At 72.7% G+C, this 19,251-nt stretch carries 23 protein-coding genes; 14 read left to right on the forward strand and 9 right to left on the reverse strand.

Going from position 1 to position 19,251, the window contains the following annotated elements; genetic code table 11:
- Nucleotides 1-21: 21 nt before the first annotated feature.
- Nucleotides 22-702: a response regulator transcription factor gene (locus IH48_RS0120915; RefSeq protein ID WP_030906647.1), complete on the reverse strand. Its 681-nt coding sequence runs from the start codon at nt 700-702 to the stop codon at nt 22-24.
- The gene (locus tag IH48_RS0120920) at nt 699-2,222 is read right to left on the reverse strand and encodes a sensor histidine kinase (RefSeq protein WP_234434328.1); all 1,524 of its coding nucleotides are present in this window, start codon (nt 2,220-2,222) and stop codon (nt 699-701) included. Before IH48_RS0120920 ends, IH48_RS0120915 begins: the two co-directional genes overlap by 4 nt.
- Before the next feature lie 252 nt (nt 2,223-2,474).
- Here IH48_RS0120920 and phoU point away from each other — a divergent pair, with 252 nt between their 5' ends.
- A complete protein-coding gene (gene phoU / locus IH48_RS0120925) occupies nt 2,475-3,140 on the forward strand; it encodes a phosphate signaling complex protein PhoU (protein WP_030906652.1) in 666 nt (221 codons plus the stop codon).
- 179 nt (nt 3,141-3,319) lie between these two features.
- Nucleotides 3,320-3,508, forward strand: coding sequence for a hypothetical protein (locus IH48_RS0120930; RefSeq protein WP_030906655.1), 189 nt, complete (start codon nt 3,320-3,322; stop codon nt 3,506-3,508).
- 60 nt (nt 3,509-3,568) lie between these two features.
- On the opposite strand, the gene IH48_RS0120935 is transcribed toward IH48_RS0120930, so the two are convergent.
- Nucleotides 3,569-4,603 carry an SDR family NAD(P)-dependent oxidoreductase gene (locus tag IH48_RS0120935; RefSeq protein ID WP_030906658.1) on the reverse strand — a complete coding sequence of 345 codons (1,035 nt, stop codon included), beginning with the start codon at nt 4,601-4,603 and terminating at the stop codon, nt 3,569-3,571.
- Between the two features lie 73 nt (nt 4,604-4,676).
- Between IH48_RS0120935 and IH48_RS0120940 the strand changes: the two genes are divergently transcribed.
- Together IH48_RS0120940 and IH48_RS0120945 are read left to right on the forward strand one after the other, a co-directional pair.
- Nucleotides 4,677-5,642 (forward strand): AraC family transcriptional regulator, encoded by a 966-nt coding sequence (locus IH48_RS0120940; RefSeq protein ID WP_030906661.1) that lies wholly within the window; start codon nt 4,677-4,679, stop codon nt 5,640-5,642.
- A 158-nt stretch (nt 5,643-5,800) separates the two neighbouring features.
- Nucleotides 5,801-6,313: an HAD domain-containing protein gene (locus tag IH48_RS0120945; protein ID WP_030906663.1), complete on the forward strand. Its 513-nt coding sequence runs from the start codon at nt 5,801-5,803 to the stop codon at nt 6,311-6,313.
- A 33-nt stretch (nt 6,314-6,346) separates the two neighbouring features.
- On the opposite strand, the gene IH48_RS0120950 is transcribed toward IH48_RS0120945, so the two are convergent.
- Nucleotides 6,347-7,153, reverse strand: a complete 807-nt coding sequence (locus tag IH48_RS0120950) for an oxidoreductase (protein WP_051840281.1) — start codon at nt 7,151-7,153, stop codon at nt 6,347-6,349.
- A gap of 90 nt (nt 7,154-7,243) precedes the next feature.
- Here IH48_RS0120950 and IH48_RS0120955 point away from each other — a divergent pair, with 90 nt between their 5' ends.
- A complete protein-coding gene (locus IH48_RS0120955; protein WP_234434329.1) occupies nt 7,244-7,768 on the forward strand; it encodes a MarR family winged helix-turn-helix transcriptional regulator in 525 nt (174 codons plus the stop codon).
- Between the two features lie 103 nt (nt 7,769-7,871).
- Here IH48_RS0120955 and IH48_RS0120960 read toward each other — a convergent pair whose 3' ends face one another.
- Both IH48_RS0120960 and IH48_RS0120965 read right to left on the reverse strand, forming a co-directional pair.
- Nucleotides 7,872-8,633, reverse strand: coding sequence for a phosphoglyceromutase (locus IH48_RS0120960; protein WP_030906672.1), 762 nt, complete (start codon nt 8,631-8,633; stop codon nt 7,872-7,874).
- A gap of 103 nt (nt 8,634-8,736) precedes the next feature.
- On the reverse strand, nt 8,737-9,105 hold the full coding sequence (locus tag IH48_RS0120965) for a DsrE family protein (protein ID WP_030906675.1): 369 nt from the start codon (nt 9,103-9,105) through the stop codon (nt 8,737-8,739).
- 334 nt (nt 9,106-9,439) lie between these two features.
- Here IH48_RS0120965 and IH48_RS0120975 point away from each other — a divergent pair, with 334 nt between their 5' ends.
- From IH48_RS0120975 to IH48_RS0120985, 3 genes are all read left to right on the forward strand, one after another.
- Nucleotides 9,440-10,027, forward strand: coding sequence for an FABP family protein (locus tag IH48_RS0120975; protein ID WP_030906691.1), 588 nt, complete (start codon nt 9,440-9,442; stop codon nt 10,025-10,027).
- 68 nt (nt 10,028-10,095) lie between these two features.
- Complete coding sequence (locus IH48_RS0120980) at nt 10,096-10,554, forward strand: Fur family transcriptional regulator (protein ID WP_030906694.1); 459 nt, start codon at nt 10,096-10,098, stop codon at nt 10,552-10,554.
- 10 nt (nt 10,555-10,564) lie between these two features.
- Nucleotides 10,565-11,629, forward strand: a complete 1,065-nt coding sequence (locus tag IH48_RS0120985) for a YgfZ/GcvT domain-containing protein (RefSeq protein WP_078849911.1) — start codon at nt 10,565-10,567, stop codon at nt 11,627-11,629.
- Nucleotides 11,630-11,662: 33 nt separating this feature from the next.
- On the opposite strand, the gene dtd is transcribed toward IH48_RS0120985, so the two are convergent.
- Nucleotides 11,663-12,112 (reverse strand): D-aminoacyl-tRNA deacylase, encoded by a 450-nt coding sequence (gene dtd / locus IH48_RS0120990; RefSeq protein WP_030906712.1) that lies wholly within the window; start codon nt 12,110-12,112, stop codon nt 11,663-11,665.
- A gap of 179 nt (nt 12,113-12,291) precedes the next feature.
- Between dtd and IH48_RS0120995 the strand changes: the two genes are divergently transcribed.
- The 3 genes from IH48_RS0120995 to IH48_RS0121005 all read left to right on the forward strand — a co-directional run bounded on the left by IH48_RS0120995 (nt 12,292) and on the right by IH48_RS0121005 (nt 15,570).
- Nucleotides 12,292-13,122, forward strand: coding sequence for a hypothetical protein (locus IH48_RS0120995; protein WP_324604319.1), 831 nt, complete (start codon nt 12,292-12,294; stop codon nt 13,120-13,122).
- 114 nt (nt 13,123-13,236) lie between these two features.
- A complete protein-coding gene (locus tag IH48_RS0121000) occupies nt 13,237-14,229 on the forward strand; it encodes an asparaginase (RefSeq protein WP_030906717.1) in 993 nt (330 codons plus the stop codon).
- A gap of 99 nt (nt 14,230-14,328) precedes the next feature.
- Nucleotides 14,329-15,570 carry a GNAT family N-acetyltransferase gene (locus tag IH48_RS0121005; RefSeq protein WP_030906719.1) on the forward strand — a complete coding sequence of 414 codons (1,242 nt, stop codon included), beginning with the start codon at nt 14,329-14,331 and terminating at the stop codon, nt 15,568-15,570.
- Nucleotides 15,571-15,594: 24 nt separating this feature from the next.
- Here IH48_RS0121005 and IH48_RS0121010 read toward each other — a convergent pair whose 3' ends face one another.
- Nucleotides 15,595-15,789 (reverse strand): hypothetical protein, encoded by a 195-nt coding sequence (locus IH48_RS0121010; protein ID WP_307865549.1) that lies wholly within the window; start codon nt 15,787-15,789, stop codon nt 15,595-15,597.
- A gap of 45 nt (nt 15,790-15,834) precedes the next feature.
- A complete protein-coding gene (locus IH48_RS0121015) occupies nt 15,835-16,032 on the reverse strand; it encodes a hypothetical protein (RefSeq protein WP_051840285.1) in 198 nt (65 codons plus the stop codon).
- Between the two features lie 228 nt (nt 16,033-16,260).
- On the opposite strand from IH48_RS0121015, the gene IH48_RS0121020 reads away from it, so the two are divergent.
- The 3 genes from IH48_RS0121020 to IH48_RS34500 all read left to right on the forward strand — a co-directional run bounded on the left by IH48_RS0121020 (nt 16,261) and on the right by IH48_RS34500 (nt 19,168).
- Nucleotides 16,261-17,130 carry a GntR family transcriptional regulator gene (locus tag IH48_RS0121020; protein ID WP_051840288.1) on the forward strand — a complete coding sequence of 290 codons (870 nt, stop codon included), beginning with the start codon at nt 16,261-16,263 and terminating at the stop codon, nt 17,128-17,130.
- Nucleotides 17,130-17,954 (forward strand): HAD family hydrolase, encoded by an 825-nt coding sequence (locus IH48_RS0121025; RefSeq protein ID WP_078849912.1) that lies wholly within the window; start codon nt 17,130-17,132, stop codon nt 17,952-17,954. Before IH48_RS0121020 ends, IH48_RS0121025 begins: the two co-directional genes overlap by 1 nt.
- Nucleotides 17,955-18,031: 77 nt before the next feature.
- The gene (locus IH48_RS34500) at nt 18,032-19,168 is read left to right on the forward strand and encodes an aminoglycoside phosphotransferase family protein (protein WP_051840292.1); all 1,137 of its coding nucleotides are present in this window, start codon (nt 18,032-18,034) and stop codon (nt 19,166-19,168) included.
- Nucleotides 19,169-19,251: the final 83 nt, after the last annotated feature.

Below are 19,251 nucleotides of genomic sequence, written 5' to 3' on the forward strand. Positions count from 1 at the left end.
GGGCTGGTGCCCCCGCTCTCCCTACGGCTCGAACTTGTAGCCGAGGCCGCGCACCGTCACCAGGAAGCGCGGGGCGCCGGGGTCCGGCTCGATCTTGGCGCGCAGACGCTTGACGTGGACGTCGAGCGTCTTGGTGTCGCCGACGTAGTCCGCCCCCCAGACGCGGTCGATCAGCTGCATGCGCGTGAGCACACGGCCCGCGTTGCGCAGCAGCATCTCCAGCAGGTCGAACTCCTTGAGCGGCAGGTCGACCTTGCCGCCGGAGACGGTCACCACGTGCCGGTCGACGTCCATGCGCACAGGACCCGCCTCCAGGGCGGCCGGGGCGACCTCCTCGGGCTCACCGCGGCGCCGCAGCACGGCGCGGATGCGCGCGACGAGCTCCCGGGACGAGAAGGGCTTCGTCACGTAGTCGTCGGCCCCGATCTCCAGGCCGACGACCTTGTCGATCTCGCTGTCCTTGGCGGTGACCATGATCACCGGGACGTTCGACCTGCCGCGCAGCTGGCGGCAGACCTCGGTGCCGGGCAGTCCCGGCAGCATCAGGTCGAGCAGGACGAGATCGGCGCCGTTGCGCTCGAACTCGTCGAGCCCCGCGGGCCCGGTGGCCGCTATCGCGACCTCGAAACCCTCCTTGCGGAGCATGTAGGAAAGGGCGTCGCTGAAGGATTCCTCATCCTCGACGACGAGCACTCGGGTCACGGAAGGACCTCCGGGGCAAGAATCACGGGCGGAGTATCCAGCACCAGGCTGCGGGCCGTCCCGCTCGATTCCGGGCGGCTGGGGTCATTGCGGTCGTTGCTGGTGTTCCTGATGTTCCTGGTATCGCTGGTGTTGCTGTCGTGGAAGCCACCGCCGGTGCGACCGTCACGGGGCTCGTTCAGGGGCTCGTTCGACGGGCCGGCGTGGTCGTCGCCGTCCCGGTGGCCGTCCGTGCCCCGGTCGTCGTCGCGCGGATCCTCGGGGGACCCCGCGGACGCGGCCGAACCGGACTGGGCGGAGGCGGACGCGGGGAACTCGCCTGAGTGCGGCGCGAACGCCCCCGCGCCCGGGCCCGTGGCCCGGCCCCTGGCCGCACCGGCCTCGGGCAGGCGCAGCGTGAACGTGGACCCCTGCCCCTCCGAGCTCCACACCGTGACCTCCCCGCCGTGCGACGCGGCCACGTGCTTGACGATGGCGAGGCCGAGGCCCGTACCGCCCGTCGCGCGCGAACGTGCCGGGTCGACGCGGTAGAAGCGCTCGAAGATGCGTTCTCGGTCCTTCTCGCTGATGCCTATGCCCTGGTCCGTGACGGCGATCTCGACGAGATCACCGTCCGGCGCGGACTCACGCGAGACCGCGATGCCGACGCGGGTGCGGGCCGGCGAGTAGTTGACGGCGTTCTCCACGAGGTTGCCGAGGGCCGCGGCCAGCTGGCCGCGGTTGCCCCACACGCGCAGGCCGGCGTCGCCGCCCGACACCAGGGTGATCTCCTTCGTGGACGCGGGGTGCCGCGACCTGTCGACGGCCTCGGCGACCAGCTCGTCCACGCCGACCGGCTCGGCGTACTCCAGCGGGTCGTCGTTCTGCACCCGGGAGAGGTCGATGAGCTCCTGCACGAGGTTGGTCAGGCGCGTGGCCTCGATCTGCATGCGCCCCGCGAAACGCTCGACGGCCTCGGGGTCGTCCGAGGCGTCCATGACGGCCTCGGACAGCAGCGAGAGCGCGCCGACGGGTGTCTTGAGCTCATGGCTGACGTTCGCGACGAAGTCCCGCCGCACCGCCTCCGTACGCCGGGTCTCCGTCAGGTCCTCCACGAGGAGCAGTACCAGGCGGGAGCCGAGCGGGGCGACCCGGGCGGAGACCGCGAGCACGTCGCCCCTGCCGGCGCCTCGGCGGGGCAGATCGAGCTCGATCTGGCGTATCTCGCCGTCCCTGCGGGTGTCCCTCGCCAGGTGGAGCATCGGCTCGACGGCCAGCTTGCCGCCCCTGACCAGGCCGAGCGCGTAGGCGGCCGAGCTGGCCTTCACGACGGCATCGCCCTCGTCGAGCACGACGGCCGAGGAGCGGAGCACGGACAGGACCGTGTCGACACCGGGCGGCAGGACCGCGTCCGTGGCGGGCGGGACACGGGCGGACCTCGCCTGATCGCGCTCGCTCCAGCGGAACGCCAGCATGGCGATCACGCCGGTGCACGCTCCGGCGATCGCTGCCAGTGCGGCGACCGCCGCGTTCACGTCCATGCTCATCAGATTAAGCGGGCCCACTGACACTGTCCCAGCCGTCCGCGGGTGTACTCGAACACTCGTCGCCCAGAGTTCACCGAGGGGAAAGGGCCGGTTCACTTCGGCGGGAGGCGCCCGACGCGTACCCGGGCCAGCGTTGTGGTCCGGGGGCGGGCACCGTTCTCGCCCCCGCTCGAAACGCCCCACCCATTCCCCGCCATTTCGCAGCAGGGACGTCAAGCGCCAGGGCGCTGGAAGAGGGACACACCCATGCGGGACGCGTACCACGAGGAACTGGACTCTATTAGCGACGACCTCGTCGCCATGGCCCGGCAGGTCGGGTCCGCGATCGGACGTGCCACGACCTCCATGCTCGACGCCGACCTGAAGCTCGCGGAGAGCGTGATCGCCGCGGACGCCGACGTCGACACGGTCCAGCACGAACTGGAGGCGCGCGCCATCGCGCTGCTCGCGCAGCAGCAGCCGGTGGCGACGGACCTGCGGATCGTCGTCACCTCCCTGCGGATGAGCGCGGACCTGGAGCGTGCGGGCGACCTGGCCCAGCACGTGGCGAAGCTGGCCAGGCTGCGCTACCCGGATTCGGCGGTGCCGCAGGACCTGCAGGCGACGCTGCTGGAGATGGGGCAGCTCGCGCAGCGGCTGATGGCGAAGGCGGCCGAGGTGATCATCACCAAGGACATCGACCTCGCGATGCAGCTGGAGAAGGACGACGACGAGATGGACGCGCTGCACCGCACGCTGTTCCAGCACCTGATGGACGACCGCTGGCAGCACGGCATCGAGACGGCGGTGGACGTGACGCTGCTCGGCCGCTACTACGAGAGGTTCGCCGACCACGCCGTGTCGGTGGCGAAGCGGGTGGTGTACCTGGTGACGGGTGAGCACGCGGACGAGCTGCAGGCGGACGCCGGCTGAATTCGGCGCGGCGGGGCGCGTCGGACGTCCGCGTGCGGTCGCTCTGCGCGCGTGCGCCGGTGATGCGCCGGTCACGCGCCGTTGAGGAACGGCCGGACGGGGACGTCCAATGGATGACGGGCTCTGCGAAGCCCCGTACCGCTGGGGTCCAGCGGCACGGACTCAACCGAGGAGAGACCATGGCCGAATCTCCCACGTCCCCGAAGTCCCGCACGATGGGCGCGGCATGCGCGACCGGCGCCGACGCCCCGCGCGGCGGCGCCGCCGAACGTCCGCGCCTGCCCGTACTCGGCGCCTGCGGCTGCGGCTCGGGCTGCGGCTGCGGCTGCCAGTCGGGCGGCCCGTGCCAGTGCGGCGGCGGCTGCTGACGCGCTCGCGCTCGCCCGAGGGGGCCGCTCCCGTGACAGGGAACCCGGCCCCCTCACCCGTCACGCCCTGAGCAGCCGCTCGCTCAGCTCCCAGAGGCGCCGCGCCGACTCGGGGTCGATGGCGTGCGGCACGACGGTGGAGGGCGGGTTCGGATCGGCGTCGAAGTCGATGGGCTTCGGATCCTCGTCAAGCGGCGACACGTCGTTGTCCTTGAGGTAGACACCGCCGATCCCGTCAAGCAGCGGGCTGGTCGCGGCGAACACGCTGGTCGCGGCCCCCTGCCGCAGCGTCTTCTTCTCCTTCTCCGGGTCGATGACGGGATTGCCGGAGGCGTCGATCAGCCCGATGGCACGGAGCATCTCGTCGCTCATCGGGGAGGCCCCCGCGTCGCCCTCCGCGTGCCAGGGCCCGAGGCTCGTGCCGAAGACGATCCCCGGGTGCACGGCGTACCCGCGGATGCCCTGGTCGGCCCAGCGGCGGTCCAGCTCGACGGCGAACAGCACGTTGGCCGTCTTGGACTGGCCGTAGCCGAGCATGCCCATCTCGTCGTAGCCGCTGGTGAAGTGCGGGTCGTCCCAGCGGATGCCGGACACGCGGTGTCCGCCGGACGTCAGGTTGACGACCCGCGCCCCGTGCGCGGCGCGCAGTGCGGGCAGCAGGCCGAGGGTGAGCTGGAAGTGGCCGAGGTGGTTGGTCGCGAACTGCGACTCGTAACCGCGCGCGTCACGCACCAGCGGGCCGCCCATGAGCCCGGCGTTGTTGACGAGGATGTGCAGCGGACGGCCGGAGGCGACGTACCGGGCGGCGAACGCGTCGACCGACTCCGGGTCGAGGAGATCGAGCCGGCCCGCCTCCGCGCGTTCGATCCCGGCCAGCTTCGCCGCCGCACGGTCGGGGTTGCGGGACGCGACGGTGACGGAGGCGCCGGCGCGGCTGAGCGCGCGGGTGGTTTCGAGGCCGATGCCGTTGTGGCCGCCGGTGACGACGGCGTTCACCCCCGAGAGGTCAATGCCGGCCAGGACGTCGTCGGTCGTCGACGCGGCCGTGAAGCCCGATCCGATGGGGTGCTGCTTGTGCTCCGTGATGTGTGCCATGCCCCCACCCTGCGCCCGCCCCGTCGGACTCTGAATACTTGTGGATCCGCATTTCCTGCGCGAGAGTACGCATATGGCTGACGACCGACTGTCCGAGGTCTTCGACCTCGTCGAGGTTCGCAGCGTGGTGTCCGGCGGATTCGCCGCGCGCGGTCCGTGGGTCTCACGGGCGGCGGGAATCGAGGGGCTGAAGTTCATCGCCGTCCTCACCGGGCGGGCGCGGCTGACCACCGACGGCGTCGAGGGGCCGCTCGAACTCGAGGGCGGGGACGTCGCCGTCCTGAACGGCCGTTCGTGGCTGCACGCCGAGGGCGGCACCGGCGACGGCCCGCGCCGCGAGGTCGTGCCGGAGGCGGACTTCGCGTCCACGCGCGTGATCGGCGCCGCCCGCGACGCGGACGTCGTCGTCGGCGGCCACGTCACGCTCAACGAGGCGGGCCGTGTGCTGCTGCTGCGGGCGCTGCCACCGGTGGCACACGTCCGCGGTTCGGCCGCGACGACCGCGACGACCGCGACGACCGCGACTGCGGCCAACGTGCGCGGCACGCTCCACCGCCTCTTCGACGAGGTGACACGGGACCGCATGGGTTCCTCCTTCGCGATCCGCCAGTACGGCCAGCTCCTGCTGCTTGAGGTGCTGCGCGCCTACATCGACCAGGCCACCGAGCTGCCCCCGGGCTGGCTGCGGCTGCTGTCCGACGAACAACTGCGCCCGGCGCTGGACCTCATGCACTCCGCACCGGGCAAACCCTGGGGCTTGCGCGACCTTGCACATGCCTCAGCCATGTCACGTACGTCATTCGCGGAACGCTTCCGCACGGTGGCGGGCGTACCGCCGCTGACCTACCTGGCCCGCTGGCGCATGACGCTGGCGGAGAGGGCCCTCAGGGACGGCGACGTGCGGGTCGGCTCACTGGCGGCGGAGCTGGGCTACGCCTCGGAGAGCTCGTTCAGCACGGCGTTCAAACGAGAGGTCGGCATCTCGCCGCTGCGCTACCGGTACCGCGCACGGGGCGCGTCCGCCCCAGCGCGCCCATGACACCACGGGACTGAGGAGTACCCATGCCTGGGAAGGCCCCGCTGGACTGGGAGACCTTGGAGCAGGAGCTGTACGCGGCCGGTGTGGATCCCGCCGAGGTGGCAGCCGGCACTCGTCGGCTGGCCCGCCCCTGGCCTGGGGCGGGCTATCGTGCCACCGTGGCAAGCGCGACGGGTCGTCCCCTCCTCTTCCTCGACGTCGACGGTCCACTGATCCCATTCGGGTCGACGTCCGGTCACCCCCAAGCGGCTGCCGCCGACACGTCGGCACTTGTCGGCCATGGAAACCCCCTGCTGACGCGGCTCGACCCTGAGCTGGGACCGCGCCTCATGGCGCTGGGATGCCGCCTCGTATGGGCAACGACTTGGCTGGAGGAGGCGAACGAGGTCGTCTCCCCACGCATCGGACTGCCGAGTCTGCCCGTGGTGGAGTGGCCGGCCACCGGTGCCGGCGACGGTCCGCGCGGCCTGCACTGGAAGACCCGCCGCCTAGTCGAGTGGGCCGGTGGCCGACCGTTCATCTGGGTCGACGACGAGATCACCGCCATGGACCGCCTGTGGGTCGAAGCCGGCCACCCCGGGCCGTCGCTGCTTCATCGTGTCGACCCGGCAAGGGGCCTCGTGGACGCCGACTTCGCCACGCTCGCCGCCTGGCTCCGGACTGCGGGGTAGCCGCGCCGCCGCAGCCGACGCCGCACCTCCCGCTCACAGCGTGGGCAGGATCCCGCCGTCCACCGAGACGGTGATGCCGGTGAGGTACGACGCGCGGGGTGAGGCGAGGAAGGCGATGAGTTCCGCCGCCTCCTCGGGCCGGCCCGGGCGGCCGAGTGGTGCGGCGAGGCGCTGGTGGAACTCCTTGCGGATCTCCTCCAGGTCACGGCCCGTCCGCTCGGCGGCCTGCCGGAGGCTCGCCTCGACGGCGTCGGTCTCGATGACGCCCGGCATGACCGCCGTGACGCGCACCCCGTGCGGCCCGCAGGCGAGGGCGAGGCTCTTGCTGTAGGCGTTGAGGGCCGCTTTGGCCGCCGCGTACGGCGCGCCGTTGGGCTGCGGGTAGCGCGCGGCGTTCGAGGAGACATGGACGACGGCTCCGTGCCCCCGCGCGGTCATGTGCGGCACGAGCACGCGGTCCACGCGGACGACGGACAGCAGGTTGGCGTCGAGGTTGGCCAGCCAGTCGTCGTCGGACGCGGCGAGGACGCCGTCCGGGACCTGGGCGTTCCGCCCGGCGTTGTCGACGAGCACGTCGATGCCGCCCAGGTGCTCCAGCGCGGACCGCGCCGCCGCCTCGGCGCCTTCCCGCCTGAACAGGTCACCTGTCACCAGCCGCACCCCGTCCGGCACTTCGGCCTCACGCCGGGCGATGGCGACCACCCGGGCCCCGGCGGCGGCCAGCCGCCGGACGGTGGCCGCACCGATGCCGCGGGTGCCGCCGGTGACGACGGCGCGGGCCCCGTGCAGGCCCAGGTCGGCGGCCGGATCCGACAGGGGCGGGGTAGCGGTGGTGGGCATGGCACTCCAAGACTCGTTCGAGCTACCTACATCATTCACATCCACGATTCATATAGGAAGCTACACGATCTCGTCGAGTAAAGTGTCGGCGTGACCAAAGCATCCCCCGCCGCCACGCAGGCAGCACCACCCGCGACGCAACGCGACGAGCCCAGGAACAGCCCGGGGCTGATGCTCGCCCTGCTCGGGCACGAGGCGATGCGGCGCCTGCGGGACGCGCACACCGCCCACGGGCTCACGCCCCGGCAGTTCCACATCCTCGGGCTGCTCCACGACCGCGGCCCGCTCGCGCAGACGGAACTGGCGGCCGAGACGGACACGGCGGCCAGCGTCCTGGTCACCCAGCTCAACCCGCTGGAGGACGCGGGCCTTGTGACCCGCACCCGCGACGCACGCGACCGCCGTCGCCACGTGGTGGTGCTGACGGCGGACGGCGAACAGCGACTGCGCGCCGCGACGGCGGCGCAGCACGAGGTGGAGGACGCGCTCTTCAGGACGCTGGGGGCCGCTCAGCGCGCGGAGTTGACGCACCTCCTGATGCTCGTACGCGACGACCTCACCGACGGCGAGGAGCACTGCGCCACGCCGTCCTCGCTCGACCGGAAGTCACGCTGAGCCCCTGCGGAGCCGCCCCCGACCGCTGCCTGCCCGACGCAGACAAGCCCCCGCTCTGCGCGGAAGCGCAGGCGGGGGCTTGGCGTGAGCGCTTGAGCGCTTGCTACTTCTTCTTGCCCTGGTTCTTCACGGCCTCGATCGCGGCCGCCGCCGCTGCCGGGTCCAGGTAGGTGCCGCCCGGGTTGACCGGGTGGAAGTCGGCGTCCAGGTCGTAGACCAGCGGGATGCCCGTCGGGATGTTCAGCGCCGCGATGTCCTCGTCGGAGATGCCGTCGAGGTGCTTGACCAGGGCGCGCAGGCTGTTGCCGTGCGCGGCGACCAGGACCGTGCGGCCCGCGATCAGGTCCGGCACGATCGAGTCGTACCAGTACGGCAGCATGCGGACGACGACGTCCTTGAGGCACTCGGTGCGGGGGCGCAGCTCGCTCGGGATCGTCGCGTAGCGCGGGTCGTCGCTCTGCGAGTACTCGCCGCCGTCCTCAAGGACCGGCGGCGGGGTGTCGTACGAGCGGCGCCAGAGCATGAACTGCTCCTCGCCGAACTCCGCGAGCGTCTGGGCCTTGTCCTTGCCCTGCAGCGCACCGTAGTGGCGCTCGTTGAGGCGCCACGAGCGCCTGACCGGGAGCCAGAGGCGGTCCATGGACTCCAGCGCGAGCTGCGAGGTGCGGATGGCGCGCTTGAGTACCGAGGTGTGCAGGACGTCGGGGGTGAGGCCGGCGTCCTTGATCAGCTCACCGCCGCGGACCGCCTCCTTCTCGCCCTTGGCATTGAGATTGACGTCCACCCAGCCGGTGAACAGGTTCTTCTCGTTCCACTCGCTCTCGCCGTGGCGGAGGAGGATCAGCTTGTACGGTGCGTCGGCCATGGCCCCGAGCCTAATCGAACGGGGCCGGCCGGCCCCGGGGCGCCCGCGGGTCGGACGGGGGGCGCAGGGCGCTCAGGGCGGCGGGCAGGCCGCGCCCCGCGCGTCAGTAGACGAGGGACCTGGCGTCGTCCGCCATGATCTCGCTGACGAAGACCTGCGCGCCCGCGATCCGCACGCCCTCAAGGACATCCGCCTCCGTGATCTCCCTGCGTGCGGCGCACTGCGTGCACAGGGTGATCGTGCCGGCCGCCGCGACCGACTCCAGCAGGTCCTGCAAGGGTGCCGAGTGCGGGAGTTCGAACTCGGCCGCCCTGCCGGGGAGCGCGAACCAGGCGGACTCGCCCGTCAGCCAGAGCGACACCTCCACGCCGCTCGCCGCGGCGACCGCCGCCACCGTGAACGCCTGAGAGCACCGCTCGGGCGCCTCGGCGCCGGCCGTCACCTTGATCACGAGTTTCTTCGCCGATTGCATGGCCGCACTGTAGCCAGGGGTCCGGCAGGAGCCCGTGCCGCCCGTGCCCCCCCTCCGCGGGACCTCGGGAGGAGCGGCCGCGCCGCACCCATTAGGCTGGGGTGCGGCCCTGGCCGCCCGCACTGTCGAACCGCCCATCCGGAGGAGCACCCCGTGCTTGAGGACTTCTTTACCGCTCTGCTCGTCCTGGTCTGCGTCGGCGTGCTCGCCTTCGCCGCGCTCACCCTCAAGAAGCTCTACCAGGGCCAGCGCTGAGCCCGGACGCCATGCGCCGGGCCACGGCCGCGCAGGCCACGGCACGGTTCGCACCCCCTCAAGGAACGCTGAGTCGCTCATGATCGAGATCCCGTCCGACCTCCACCCGGACCTCGTCCCCCTCGCCTTCCTCCTCGGCCACTGGGAGGGCGCCGGCGTCTTCGACTTCCCCGGCGACGAGAAGGCCAACTTCGGCCAGGAGGCGATCTTCACCCACGACGGCCGGGACTTCATCGAGTACGTCTCGCACACCTGGGCGCTCGACAACGAGGGCAACAAGGTCAGGCCCATCGAGACCGAGTCCGGTTTCTGGCGGGTGGACAAGGACCGCAAGGTCGAGGTCGTGATGGTCCGCGACCAGGGCGTCGTCGAGGTCTGGTACGGCGAGCTCGCCGACCAGAAGCCGCAGATCGACCTCGTCACCGACGCCGTCGCGCGCACCGCGAGTGCGGGGGCCTACAGCGGCGGCAAGCGGCTGTACGGGTACGTCAAGGGCGACCTGATGTGGGTCGGCGAGAAGTCCACCCCGGACGTGCCGCTGCGGCCGTACATGTCGGCGCAGCTCAAGAAGGTCACCGGCGCCACCACCGTGACTCCCGAGCAGGTCGAGGCGTGGGCGAAGGACCTCGGCGATCTTCCCGACGACGGCGTCGCCTTCTTCAAGTAGGCCCCGGGTCGGCTCCGGGTCATCCACAGCCATCGGGCTTCTCCCCGTGCGGTGCCTACACTGGGGGCGTGGTGAGCACCGACTGGAAGAGCGATCTCCGGCAGCGCGGGTACCGGCTGACCCCGCAGCGGCAACTCGTGCTTGAGGCCGTCGACGCCCTGGAGCACGCGACCCCCGAGGACATCCTCTGCGAGGTGCGCAAGACCGCGTCGGGCGTCAACATCTCCACCGTCTACCGGACGCTTGAGCTGCTGGAGGAGCTGGGGCTCGTCTCGCACGCCCACATCGGCCACGGCGCCCCCAAGTACCACCTGGTGGGCCGCGACCACCACATCCACCTCGTCTGCCGCGACTGCCAGGACGTCATCGAGACGGACGTCGACATCGCGGCGGACTTCGCGGCGAGGCTCGACGACGCCTTCGGCTTCACCACCGACATGCGGCACTTCGCGATCTTCGGCATGTGCCGGGACTGCAAGCAGGCCAAGGCCGCCCGCGCCACCGAGGGCGGCCCGCAAGCGTCGTAGGCTGAAACGTATGGAGCCTTCGACGTCCGCCGCCGCGGCCGGCAGCCCGTCCTCCGAGGACGCGCCCGCCGGGCCCGCAAGCCCCCTCCTCTCCCTTCCCGGCGCGGTCGCCGGCGAGGCGCCCGACGAGGGCGTCGCCGCGCACTACGGCGACCTGTTCCGCGAGCAACGCGCGCTCGCCGACGGCAGCGGGATGGTCGACCTGTCGCACCGCGGTGTCGTCACCGTGACAGGCGGCGACCGGCTCGCGTGGCTGCACCTGCTGCTGACGCAGCACGTCAGCGAGCTTCCGGCGGGCCAGGCCACCGAGGCGCTCGTGCTCTCCGCGCACGGCCACGTCGAGCACGCCCTCTACCTCGTGGACGACGGCTCGACGACGTGGGCGCACGTCGAGCCGGGCACGCAGGGCGAGTTGATCGCCTACCTGGAGTCCATGAAGTTCTTCTACCGCGTCGACGTCGCCGACCGCACCGCGGACACCGCCGTCGTGCACCTGCCCGCCGGGTCCATCGCGGAGGTGCCCGAGGGCGTCGCCGTGCGGGAGACCGCGTACGGGCGCGACGTGTTCCTGCCGCGCGCCGACCTGGAGTCGTACGCGCGCGAGCACGGCCCGCTCGCCGGGACGCTCGCGTACGAGGCGCTGCGGGTGGAGGGCCACAGGCCGCGGTTCGGTCTGGAGACCGACCACAGGACGATCCCGCACGAGGTCGGCTGGATCGGCAGCGCCGTCCACCTGGACAAGGGGTGCTACCGCGGCCAGGAGACCGTCGCGCGCGTGCAGAACCTGGGCAAGCCGCCGCGTCGCCTCGTCTTCCTGCACCTGGACGGCAGCGAGGTGCATCTGCCGGGGCACGGCACGCCTGTGCGACTGGCCCCCGAGGGCGGCACCGCGGGCGACGGCGCGCCGGAAGCGGGCGCGGCCGAGGGGCGCCAGGTCGGCTTCGTCACGACCTCGGCGCGCCACCACGAGCTCGGGCCCATCGCGCTGGCGCTCGTGAAGCGGAACGTGCCGGTCGACGCGCCGCTGATGGCGGGCGACACCGCGGCGGCGCAGGAGACCGTCGTCGAGCCGTAGGACCGTGGTCGACATGTGACGCGGCGCGCCGCGTCACATGTCGAGCAGCACCGTGAACGGGCCGTCGTTCGTCAGCGACACCCGCATGTGCGCGCCGAAGCTGCCGGTGTGCACGGTCGCGCCGAGCTCGCGCAGCCGCGCCACGACCTCGTCCACCAGCGGCTCGGCCACGGGGCGCGGCGCCGCGGCGTTCCAGGTGGGGCGGCGGCCCTTGCGCGCGTCCCCGTAGAGGGTGAACTGCGAGATCACCATGAGGGGCGCGTTCGTCTCCGAACAGGACTTCTCGCCCTCCAGCATGCGGATCGACCACAGTTTGCGTGCGAGCTGCGCCGCCTTCTCGGCCGTGTCCTCGTGGGTGACCCCCACCAGCACACACAGTCCCTCGCCCGTGAACTCGCCGACCGTCTCCTCGCCGGGCTCCTCGCCGGACCCGGACACCACGGACACGCTCGCACCGTCGACCCTCTGCACCACCGCACGCATGAGGACCAACCTATCGGGGCCGAACGGGTGCGGATCGCCCGCACCGGCGGGGGCAGGAGTGGCACGATGCACGGAGGCGATCGCGTACGGCACCGGTTGGGCGACGGTACGTGACCGGTCGAGGGACGGGGGTTCCCTGTGGGGTCCTCCCCCGGGCTGAGTGAGGGGCAGCACGCGCGATGAGCACATCTGGAGCCGGGCGGGCCGGGCAGGCCTGGCAGGCGGGACGGGCCGAGCCCGCCGGACGCGACGAGCGGGCCGGGCAGGGTGAGCGGGACGGCCGCCCAGCGGGGGCCGCGCCCGCCGCCCCCACGACGGCGTGCACGGGCCGCGCGGCGGGCGGACACGGGCAGCCGGGGCCCGCGGGGGCCCCGGGCACCGACGCGGCGGGTACGGGCGCGAGCGCGGGTACGAGCCTGAGCGCGAGCGCGCCCGTAGTGCCGGCCCAGCGTCCGCACGACTTCACGCGGCTCGGTCTCGACGAGCTGCGCGCGCTGCGCCGCGACTCCCAGCACGACGAGGCGGACCTCAGCTACCTGCGCAGGCTGCTCCAGGGACGCATCGACATCCTGCGGGACGAGCTGGGCCGGCGGACGGTGCCGGACGCGGGCCCGGCAGCGGCGTCCAGTACGCCGGCGCCCGGCGTCCACGAGCGGGAGCCCGCGGCCACGGCGCGGCACAGGAACGCGGCCATGGTCGAGCGGCTCGCGGAGATCCTCTCCGACACTCCGTCCCGCCACCGCCAGTCGGCCCGGCACGTCACGCTGTCGACGCCGCGCGGCGCGGAGTGCCGCGAACTCGCGGCGCAGACACTCGCGGAGGTCGAGCTGTCCGACCTCGCGGCACGCACGGACGACGAGCTGCACGCGGCCATGCGCAGGCTCGTGCGCAACGAGCAGCAGATCTCGCGCCGCCGCCACCAGCTGCAGCGCACGGTGGACGGGTGCAGCGCCGAGATCGCCCGCAGGTACCGTGAAGGGGAAGCGCAGGTGGACGACCTGCTCACCTGACCTGCTCACCTGAGTCGCAGGGCGTGCGGAGTACGCGCGGCGCGTGCGGGCGCCCACAAGGCGCCGGCGGCCGCGCGGTCGGCCGCGCGCCGGCACGTCGAAAGGCCGCACGACATGACGCACGCAGCAGAACCCGCAGCCGCCACCGCGGACCCCGCGCCCGTCCCCCCGGTGCTCGCCGAGGTCGTGCGGTCCGGGTTCGTGGAGGGCCACCACCGCGGGTCGCTGGTCCTGCTCGCGGCGGACGGAGGCGTCGAGTTCGCGCTCGGGACGCCGGACGTGCCGGTGTTCCCGCGCTCCAGCAACAAGCCGATGCAGGCCGCGGCCGTGCTGCGCGCGGGGCTCGACCTCAGCGGTGAACGGCTGGCGCTCGCCGCGGCAAGCCACTCAGGAGAACCGTTTCACCTCGACCTCGTCCGCGCCATGCTCGCCGAGTACGGCCTCACCGAGGACGACCTGGGTCTGCCGCCCGACCTGCCGCTCGACGCGACCGAGTCCGCCGCCTACCTCGCGGCGGGGCACCGGCCGGACAAGATCGCGATGAACTGCTCGGGCAAGCACACGGCCATGCTCGCGGCCTGCCGGCTGAACGGCTGGCCCACCGACTCGTACCTCGACCCGTCCCACCCGCTGCAGCGACTGGTGCGCACGGTCGTCGAGGAGGCGGCGGGCGAGCGGGTCGCCGCCACCGGCACGGACGGCTGCGGCGCGCCGCTGATGGCGATCAGCCTGACCGGCCTCGCCCGCGCCTTCCGCCACTTCGTCCTCGCCGCCCCCGGCACGCCGGAGCGCCGCGTGGCGGACGCGATGCGCGCGCACCCGGCGTACGTGGCGGGCACGCGCCGCCCGGACACCTGGCTGATGGAGGGCGTGCCCGGCGCCCTGTCGAAGACGGGCGCGGAGGCGGTCCAGGCGGTGGCGCTCGACGACGGCAGGGCGCTGGCCCTGAAGATCGACGACGGCAACGCGCGCGCGGTCGGCCCCGTCATGGCCGCCGCCCTTGAGCGCCTGGGCGTGAAGGCGGAGGGTGACGTCATGGCACGCGTCGCGAAGTCGCCTGTGCTGGGCGGCGGCGCGGAGGTGGGCGAGGTCAGGGCCGCTTTCTGACGGCGTCGGGGCCGCGTTCCGAGAGGGCCCGCCGTCAACGGGCCGGGCAGCCGGAAAACCGGCGTGCGCCGGAGCGCGCGCGGCGCCTAGCGTGGGCGTATGAGCGTCGAAGTCCGCCAGGTCACCGAGTTCGAGTTCGCCGACTGGAGCCGCGCCGTGGGCACGGGTTTCCTCAGCCCGGCCCCGGTGCCCGACGAGGTGGTGGCGTCCCGGCTCGCGGGTACGGACCTCACGCGCACGCAGGGCGCGTTCGACGCGGGGCGCTGCGTCGGCACGTACCGCTCGTTCCCGCAGGAACTGACCGTCGTCGGCGGCGCCGCCGTGCCCGCCGACGCGATCTCCAACGTCACCGTCACGGCGAGCCACCGCAGGCGCGGGCTGCTGACTCGCATGATCGGCGCCGACCTCGCGGCCGCCAAGGAGCGCGGCGAGGTGGTCGCGACGCTCATCGCGGCCGAGTACCGGATCTACGGGCGGTACGGGTTCGGCCGGGCGACGCGCACCGCGCGCTGGAGCGTCGACGTGCCGCGCACGGGCCTCGGGCGGGGCGGCGCGGTCCCCGACGACGGCGGCAGGATCGACCTGGTGGACGCGGACGAGGTGCGAGAGATCGGCCCCGCGTTCCACGACCGGTGGCGCGTACTGCGGCCGGGCGCCATCGACCGCGACGAGCGCTGGTGGCGCGTCAACACCGGCCAGGAGCCGTCGGCACCGCCGTTCGAGGAGCCGTTCTACGCGGTGTACAGGTCGGCCGCGGGCGAGGTCGAGGGCCTTGCCGCGTACACCGTCGACGGCCGGTGGAACGAGGCGATGCAGCCGGTCAACACCGCCACCGTGCGCCGGCTCAGCGCGACGACCACGGCGGGTGAGCGCGCGCTGTGGCTGTTCCTGTGCTCGCTCGACTGGGTGGTGGGCATCGACTCGGGCAGGCGCGCGCCGGACGACCTGCTGCCCTACTACCTGCCGGACCCGCGGGCCGCGCGGCTTTCCGGGATGGCCGACTACCTGTGGCTGCGCGTCCTCGACACGGTGCGTGCCCTGGAGGCGCGGACGTACGCGGTGGACGGCACGCTCGTCCTCGACGTGCGGGACGAGGCCGGCCCGGCCGGCGGCCGCTACCGCCTCGACGCGACGCCCGGCGGCGCCACCTGCACACCCACGCGCGAGTCCGCCGACCTCACGCTCGATGTGGGCGCGCTCGGCGCGCTCTACCTGGGCGACGAGACGCCGACCCGCCTCGCCGCGCTCGGCGAGTTGGCGGAGGAGCGGGCGGGCGCGCTGGCCCGCGCGGAGTCCCTCTTCCACACGCCGCGGCGTCCGTGGTGCCCCGACATGTTCTGACGCGTGCCCGGGCGCACGAGGCGGTCAGGCCGCCGCGAACAGCATCGTCAGGACCACGGCCCCGACGCATCCGCACGCCACGCTCCTGGCCTTCACGCCGATGGTGAGCAGGAGCAGCCCGACGACGCCCATCGCCCCGAACGTCGACTGCACCAGCGCCTCGAAGCCGATCGTCGCGATGGCCGCGACGATGGCGACTCCCGGCATCGACTTCATCATGTCGTTCACCTCCCTCCGTTCCCTCCGTCACTCGTGAGGCGTCCGTCAGGAGCCCGGTGCGACCAGGACGAGCGCGAGGACGACCGCCCCCGCGCAGGCCGCCTGCCGGCGGCGGGTGCGCGCGCCGAACAGGAGCAGGGCGAGTCCGACGAGGCCGGCCGCCCCGTAGGGCCAGCCGAGCAGCGCGCGCATGCCGAGCCCCAGGACGGTGACCGCGAAGCCGAAGATGCCGAAGGGGTCCATGTCGTGCTCCCTCCCGTGGCCCTGCTTGACCTTGCCGCAGGTACCTGGCCTTGAATCAACTCCCGAAAGAACAAGTTAAATACAAGTGAGAGCATGTTCTCTGGTATCTTGTATCTTCCCTACGGGGTCAGCTTCAACCACATGTTCGGCCCGCCGTATCACCTGCACTGCCGAGCGGGAAGCTGTACGGTAGAGATCCGTGACAGCCAGTGATACGAGGCGTGCGGCATGACCAAGTCCGATCAACTAGCCGGACAGCTGACGGCCGACATCGCCTCCGGTCGGTATCCCGTCGGCGAACGCCTGCCCTCCCAGGCCGAGTTGCGGACCGCCTACGGCAGCGTCTCCCGCACGACGGTGATGACCGCGCTGCGCAGGCTGACCGACCAGGGACTCATCCGCGGCGGGCAGGGCAGCCCCGCCGTCGTCATCGCCAAGCCGGGCGAGGCCGTCGGGCCCGCGGCGTCGGCAGGGATCGGGGACCTGCGCTCGGCGCTGCGGGAGGCGTTCGAGGCCGACGAGATCACGATGGACGTGCTGTCGCTGACGTCCGAGACGATGGCCACGTACCTCGGCGACCCGGTCGTCCTCATCACGCAGCGTGAGATCAAGCCCAAGAGCATCCGGCTGCGCCTGATGCTGCCCGACATCACCGGCATCAAGCTCGCCTTCCCGCGCGCTCTCCTGCCCGACGACCAGGAGAGCGAGGTCAGGGACTGGTCGCGGCCGCGCCACCGCGACATGGTGATCCGCTACGCCAAGACCCTCGAGCACTCGCTGCTGACGCTGCGGGACCGCGGGCTGGTCGCTGACGTGTCCGTACGGATCAGGACCGTGCCCTTTACACCGCCGCTGAAGTTGTATCTCCTGAACGGCAACCAGCTGCTCGAGGGCTACTACACCCTGACGACGTGGCAGCCCGAGCCGCCCAAGGGCGAGCCGGAGCTCACCATCCTCGACTCCGACTCCTTCTCCGCGGACGCGACGCTCTTCCGCTACACCACGCCACAGCACTCGGTGAAGGTGGAGACGGCGCAGCGATTCTTCGACTCCTACTGGGACAATCTCGCCCAAGAAGCGGACTTCAGCCAGACGTGATGACGTCCTCACCAACCGGCGCGGCCCCCCGCCCTGATCGGGGCCGCGCGGCCGGCCCCCGTCCCGGTCCGCACGCTCCGGACTCCCCCGCCGTCCTCCTGTCCCGCGCCCGCCTGGTCATGTGGGACTTCGACGGACCCCTGTGCGACCTGTTCAGCGGCGTGCCCGCCCCGTCGGTCGCGGCCGAACTGCGCGGCTTCGTCGCCGGGCGCGGCCTCGACACGTCCGCCCTCGACGACACGGACGACCCGCTGGACGTCTGCTCGACCGTCCACCGGCTGTTCTCCGGGACGGCGGCGGGCACCGTCAACGCCGTACGTGCGGCGCTCGACCGGCTTGAGGCGAAGGCCGCCCGGCGCGCACTGCCCACGCCCGGCGCGCGCGAACTGCTCGAACGACTGCGCGACATGGGCAGCCGCCAGGTGATCGTGTCGAACAACTCCCGCACGGCGGTGACCGCCTACCTGCGCTCCCACGGCATGGAGCACTACTTCGCCGAGGTCGTCGGCCGGCCGGCCGACCCGGACAAGATGAAGCCCCATCCGCACAGCCTGGAGAAGGCCCTCACCACCACGCGCACCGATGCGGCGGACGCCCTGATGATCGGCGACTCGGCGGCCGACGCGTACGCCGCCGCCAAGGTCGGTGCCCTGTTCGTCGGCTACTGCACGCGCCCGGAGAGGCGGGCCGTCCTGCTGGACGCCGGTGCGGAACACCTGACGGACGACCTCGCCGCGCTCGCCACGGCGGTCGGCGGGGTGACAGGCAAGGGCGCGGGCCCCGATTTCCGTCCTTCCGGAGGCATGGCCCCTTCGCTACTCTGAGAACGAAGGTCGGTGGAGCGGCCCCGCGGCGGGGCGCTGCGTCGGGGGACCTTCCGTCGAGAGAGTGCGGGAGCCGTATGCGCGAGGTCTCCGAACGCCCGGTCGACACCTGGGATGCGCTGTTCCGGTCGATCGGCACGGGAGCCGAACCCCTCACCGGGTACTACCACTTCAACTACGGCGTCGCGCTGCCCGCCGCGCTCGCCGGCGCGGTGGCCCTCCCGGCGGGCACGCCCGTGAAGCTGCGCGTGCCCATCCCGCGCGCGCCGCAGTTCAACCTGCGGATCTGGCCGGAGAGCGAACTGCTCGCGGCCGTCCAGGGCAGGGTCACGGGTGCGCCGCGGGTGCTGGCGCAGCGTGCCGCCTTCAGCGTCCACTCGTTCGCGGACGGCGACTCGATGCTGGCCGCGGGCGGCGCGGGCGGCGCCGTGCCCCGCGCGCAGATCGAGCGTGTCGGCGGTCTGCTGCGGCAGACGGTCGCGGTGCCGCGCGGCGTGCTGCCGCCGCTGCCGCCCGGCTGGCCCGCGGACGGCGACTGCGACGGATTCCTGCACGCCCTCGTCGACTTCGCCGAGTGCGAGGTCAAGGACGGGAACGGGCACGCGTTCCGCGACCTGTTCGCCGCGCTCGGCGTTCCCGGCGACGCGTTCGCCCGGGTGCGGGCGCGGGCCGGGTCGATGGGGCGCCGGCCCTTCGTCCTGGTCCATACCGACGTGCACCGGGGCAACCTCATCGTCGGCGCCGACGGCGGCCTCGCCCTGATCGACTGGGAGTTGGCCCTGTACGGCGACCCCGTGTACGAGCTCGCCACCCACCTCTCCCGGATGCGCTACACGCGCCGCGTCGAGCGGCGGGCGGCGTACCGGGCGTGGCGTGCGGCGGTCGAGGACGGCTGCCCCGGCGCGCTCGCGGGCCACCGGCACGCGCTGTCGGTGTACCTCGGCCTCGAAGCCGTCCAGTCGCTCTGCACGGACGTCATACGGGGCATGTACGTGCTGACGCGATCCCCGGACGACCCGTCGGTGGCGCGGGCGGTGGCGGCGCGGATCCACACCGTCCTGCACGCGGCGCGCGGCCCGGCGGGGCTCGGGCGCGTGCCCGACGCCGAACGCGTTTCGGCGGTGTGCCTGGAGTGGCTGCGCTGCCGTGGCGGCCGGGGCCGCGGCGCGTGTCGGCACGGCCGCGCCGACGACGGGGCCTGGTCGGCGGCCTGAAAGGACACTGCGGGGCGGGCCGTCGAGGTACCGCAGGAGTGAATGTTGCCGTGCACGGCCCGCGACCGGCCGGACACCCCCGA

The sequence above is a fragment of the Streptomyces sp. NRRL F-5126 genome, assembly GCF_000721265.1.
In the GTDB taxonomy this organism is placed as follows: Bacteria; Actinomycetota; Actinomycetes; order Streptomycetales; family Streptomycetaceae; genus Streptomyces.

Coding starts and splice junctions, on each gene's coding strand:
- IH48_RS0121010 (WP_307865549.1), bottom strand. CDS start 15,789: ATGATGAAGTCGATGCCGGGAGTCGCCATCGTCGCGGCCATCGCGACG.
- IH48_RS0120950 (WP_051840281.1), bottom strand. CDS start 7,153: ATGCCCACCACCGCTACCCCGCCCCTGTCGGATCCGGCCGCCGACCTG.
- IH48_RS0120995 (WP_324604319.1), top strand. CDS start 12,292: ATGAGCACATCTGGAGCCGGGCGGGCCGGGCAGGCCTGGCAGGCGGGA.
- IH48_RS0120975 (WP_030906691.1), top strand. CDS start 9,440: ATGATCGAGATCCCGTCCGACCTCCACCCGGACCTCGTCCCCCTCGCC.
- IH48_RS0121025 (WP_078849912.1), top strand. CDS start 17,130: ATGACGTCCTCACCAACCGGCGCGGCCCCCCGCCCTGATCGGGGCCGC.
- IH48_RS0120965 (WP_030906675.1), bottom strand. CDS start 9,105: ATGCAATCGGCGAAGAAACTCGTGATCAAGGTGACGGCCGGCGCCGAG.
- IH48_RS0121020 (WP_051840288.1), top strand. CDS start 16,261: ATGACCAAGTCCGATCAACTAGCCGGACAGCTGACGGCCGACATCGCC.
- phoU (WP_030906652.1), top strand. CDS start 2,475: ATGCGGGACGCGTACCACGAGGAACTGGACTCTATTAGCGACGACCTC.
- IH48_RS0120940 (WP_030906661.1), top strand. CDS start 4,677: ATGGCTGACGACCGACTGTCCGAGGTCTTCGACCTCGTCGAGGTTCGC.
- IH48_RS0121005 (WP_030906719.1), top strand. CDS start 14,329: ATGAGCGTCGAAGTCCGCCAGGTCACCGAGTTCGAGTTCGCCGACTGG.
- IH48_RS0120920 (WP_234434328.1), bottom strand. CDS start 2,222: ATGGACGTGAACGCGGCGGTCGCCGCACTGGCAGCGATCGCCGGAGCG.
- IH48_RS0120935 (WP_030906658.1), bottom strand. CDS start 4,603: ATGGCACACATCACGGAGCACAAGCAGCACCCCATCGGATCGGGCTTC.
- IH48_RS0120930 (WP_030906655.1), top strand. CDS start 3,320: ATGGCCGAATCTCCCACGTCCCCGAAGTCCCGCACGATGGGCGCGGCA.
- IH48_RS0120985 (WP_078849911.1), top strand. CDS start 10,565: ATGGAGCCTTCGACGTCCGCCGCCGCGGCCGGCAGCCCGTCCTCCGAG.
- IH48_RS0120960 (WP_030906672.1), bottom strand. CDS start 8,633: ATGGCCGACGCACCGTACAAGCTGATCCTCCTCCGCCACGGCGAGAGC.
- IH48_RS34500 (WP_051840292.1), top strand. CDS start 18,032: ATGCGCGAGGTCTCCGAACGCCCGGTCGACACCTGGGATGCGCTGTTC.
- dtd (WP_030906712.1), bottom strand. CDS start 12,112: ATGCGTGCGGTGGTGCAGAGGGTCGACGGTGCGAGCGTGTCCGTGGTG.
- IH48_RS0121000 (WP_030906717.1), top strand. CDS start 13,237: ATGACGCACGCAGCAGAACCCGCAGCCGCCACCGCGGACCCCGCGCCC.
- IH48_RS0121015 (WP_051840285.1), bottom strand. CDS start 16,032: ATGGACCCCTTCGGCATCTTCGGCTTCGCGGTCACCGTCCTGGGGCTC.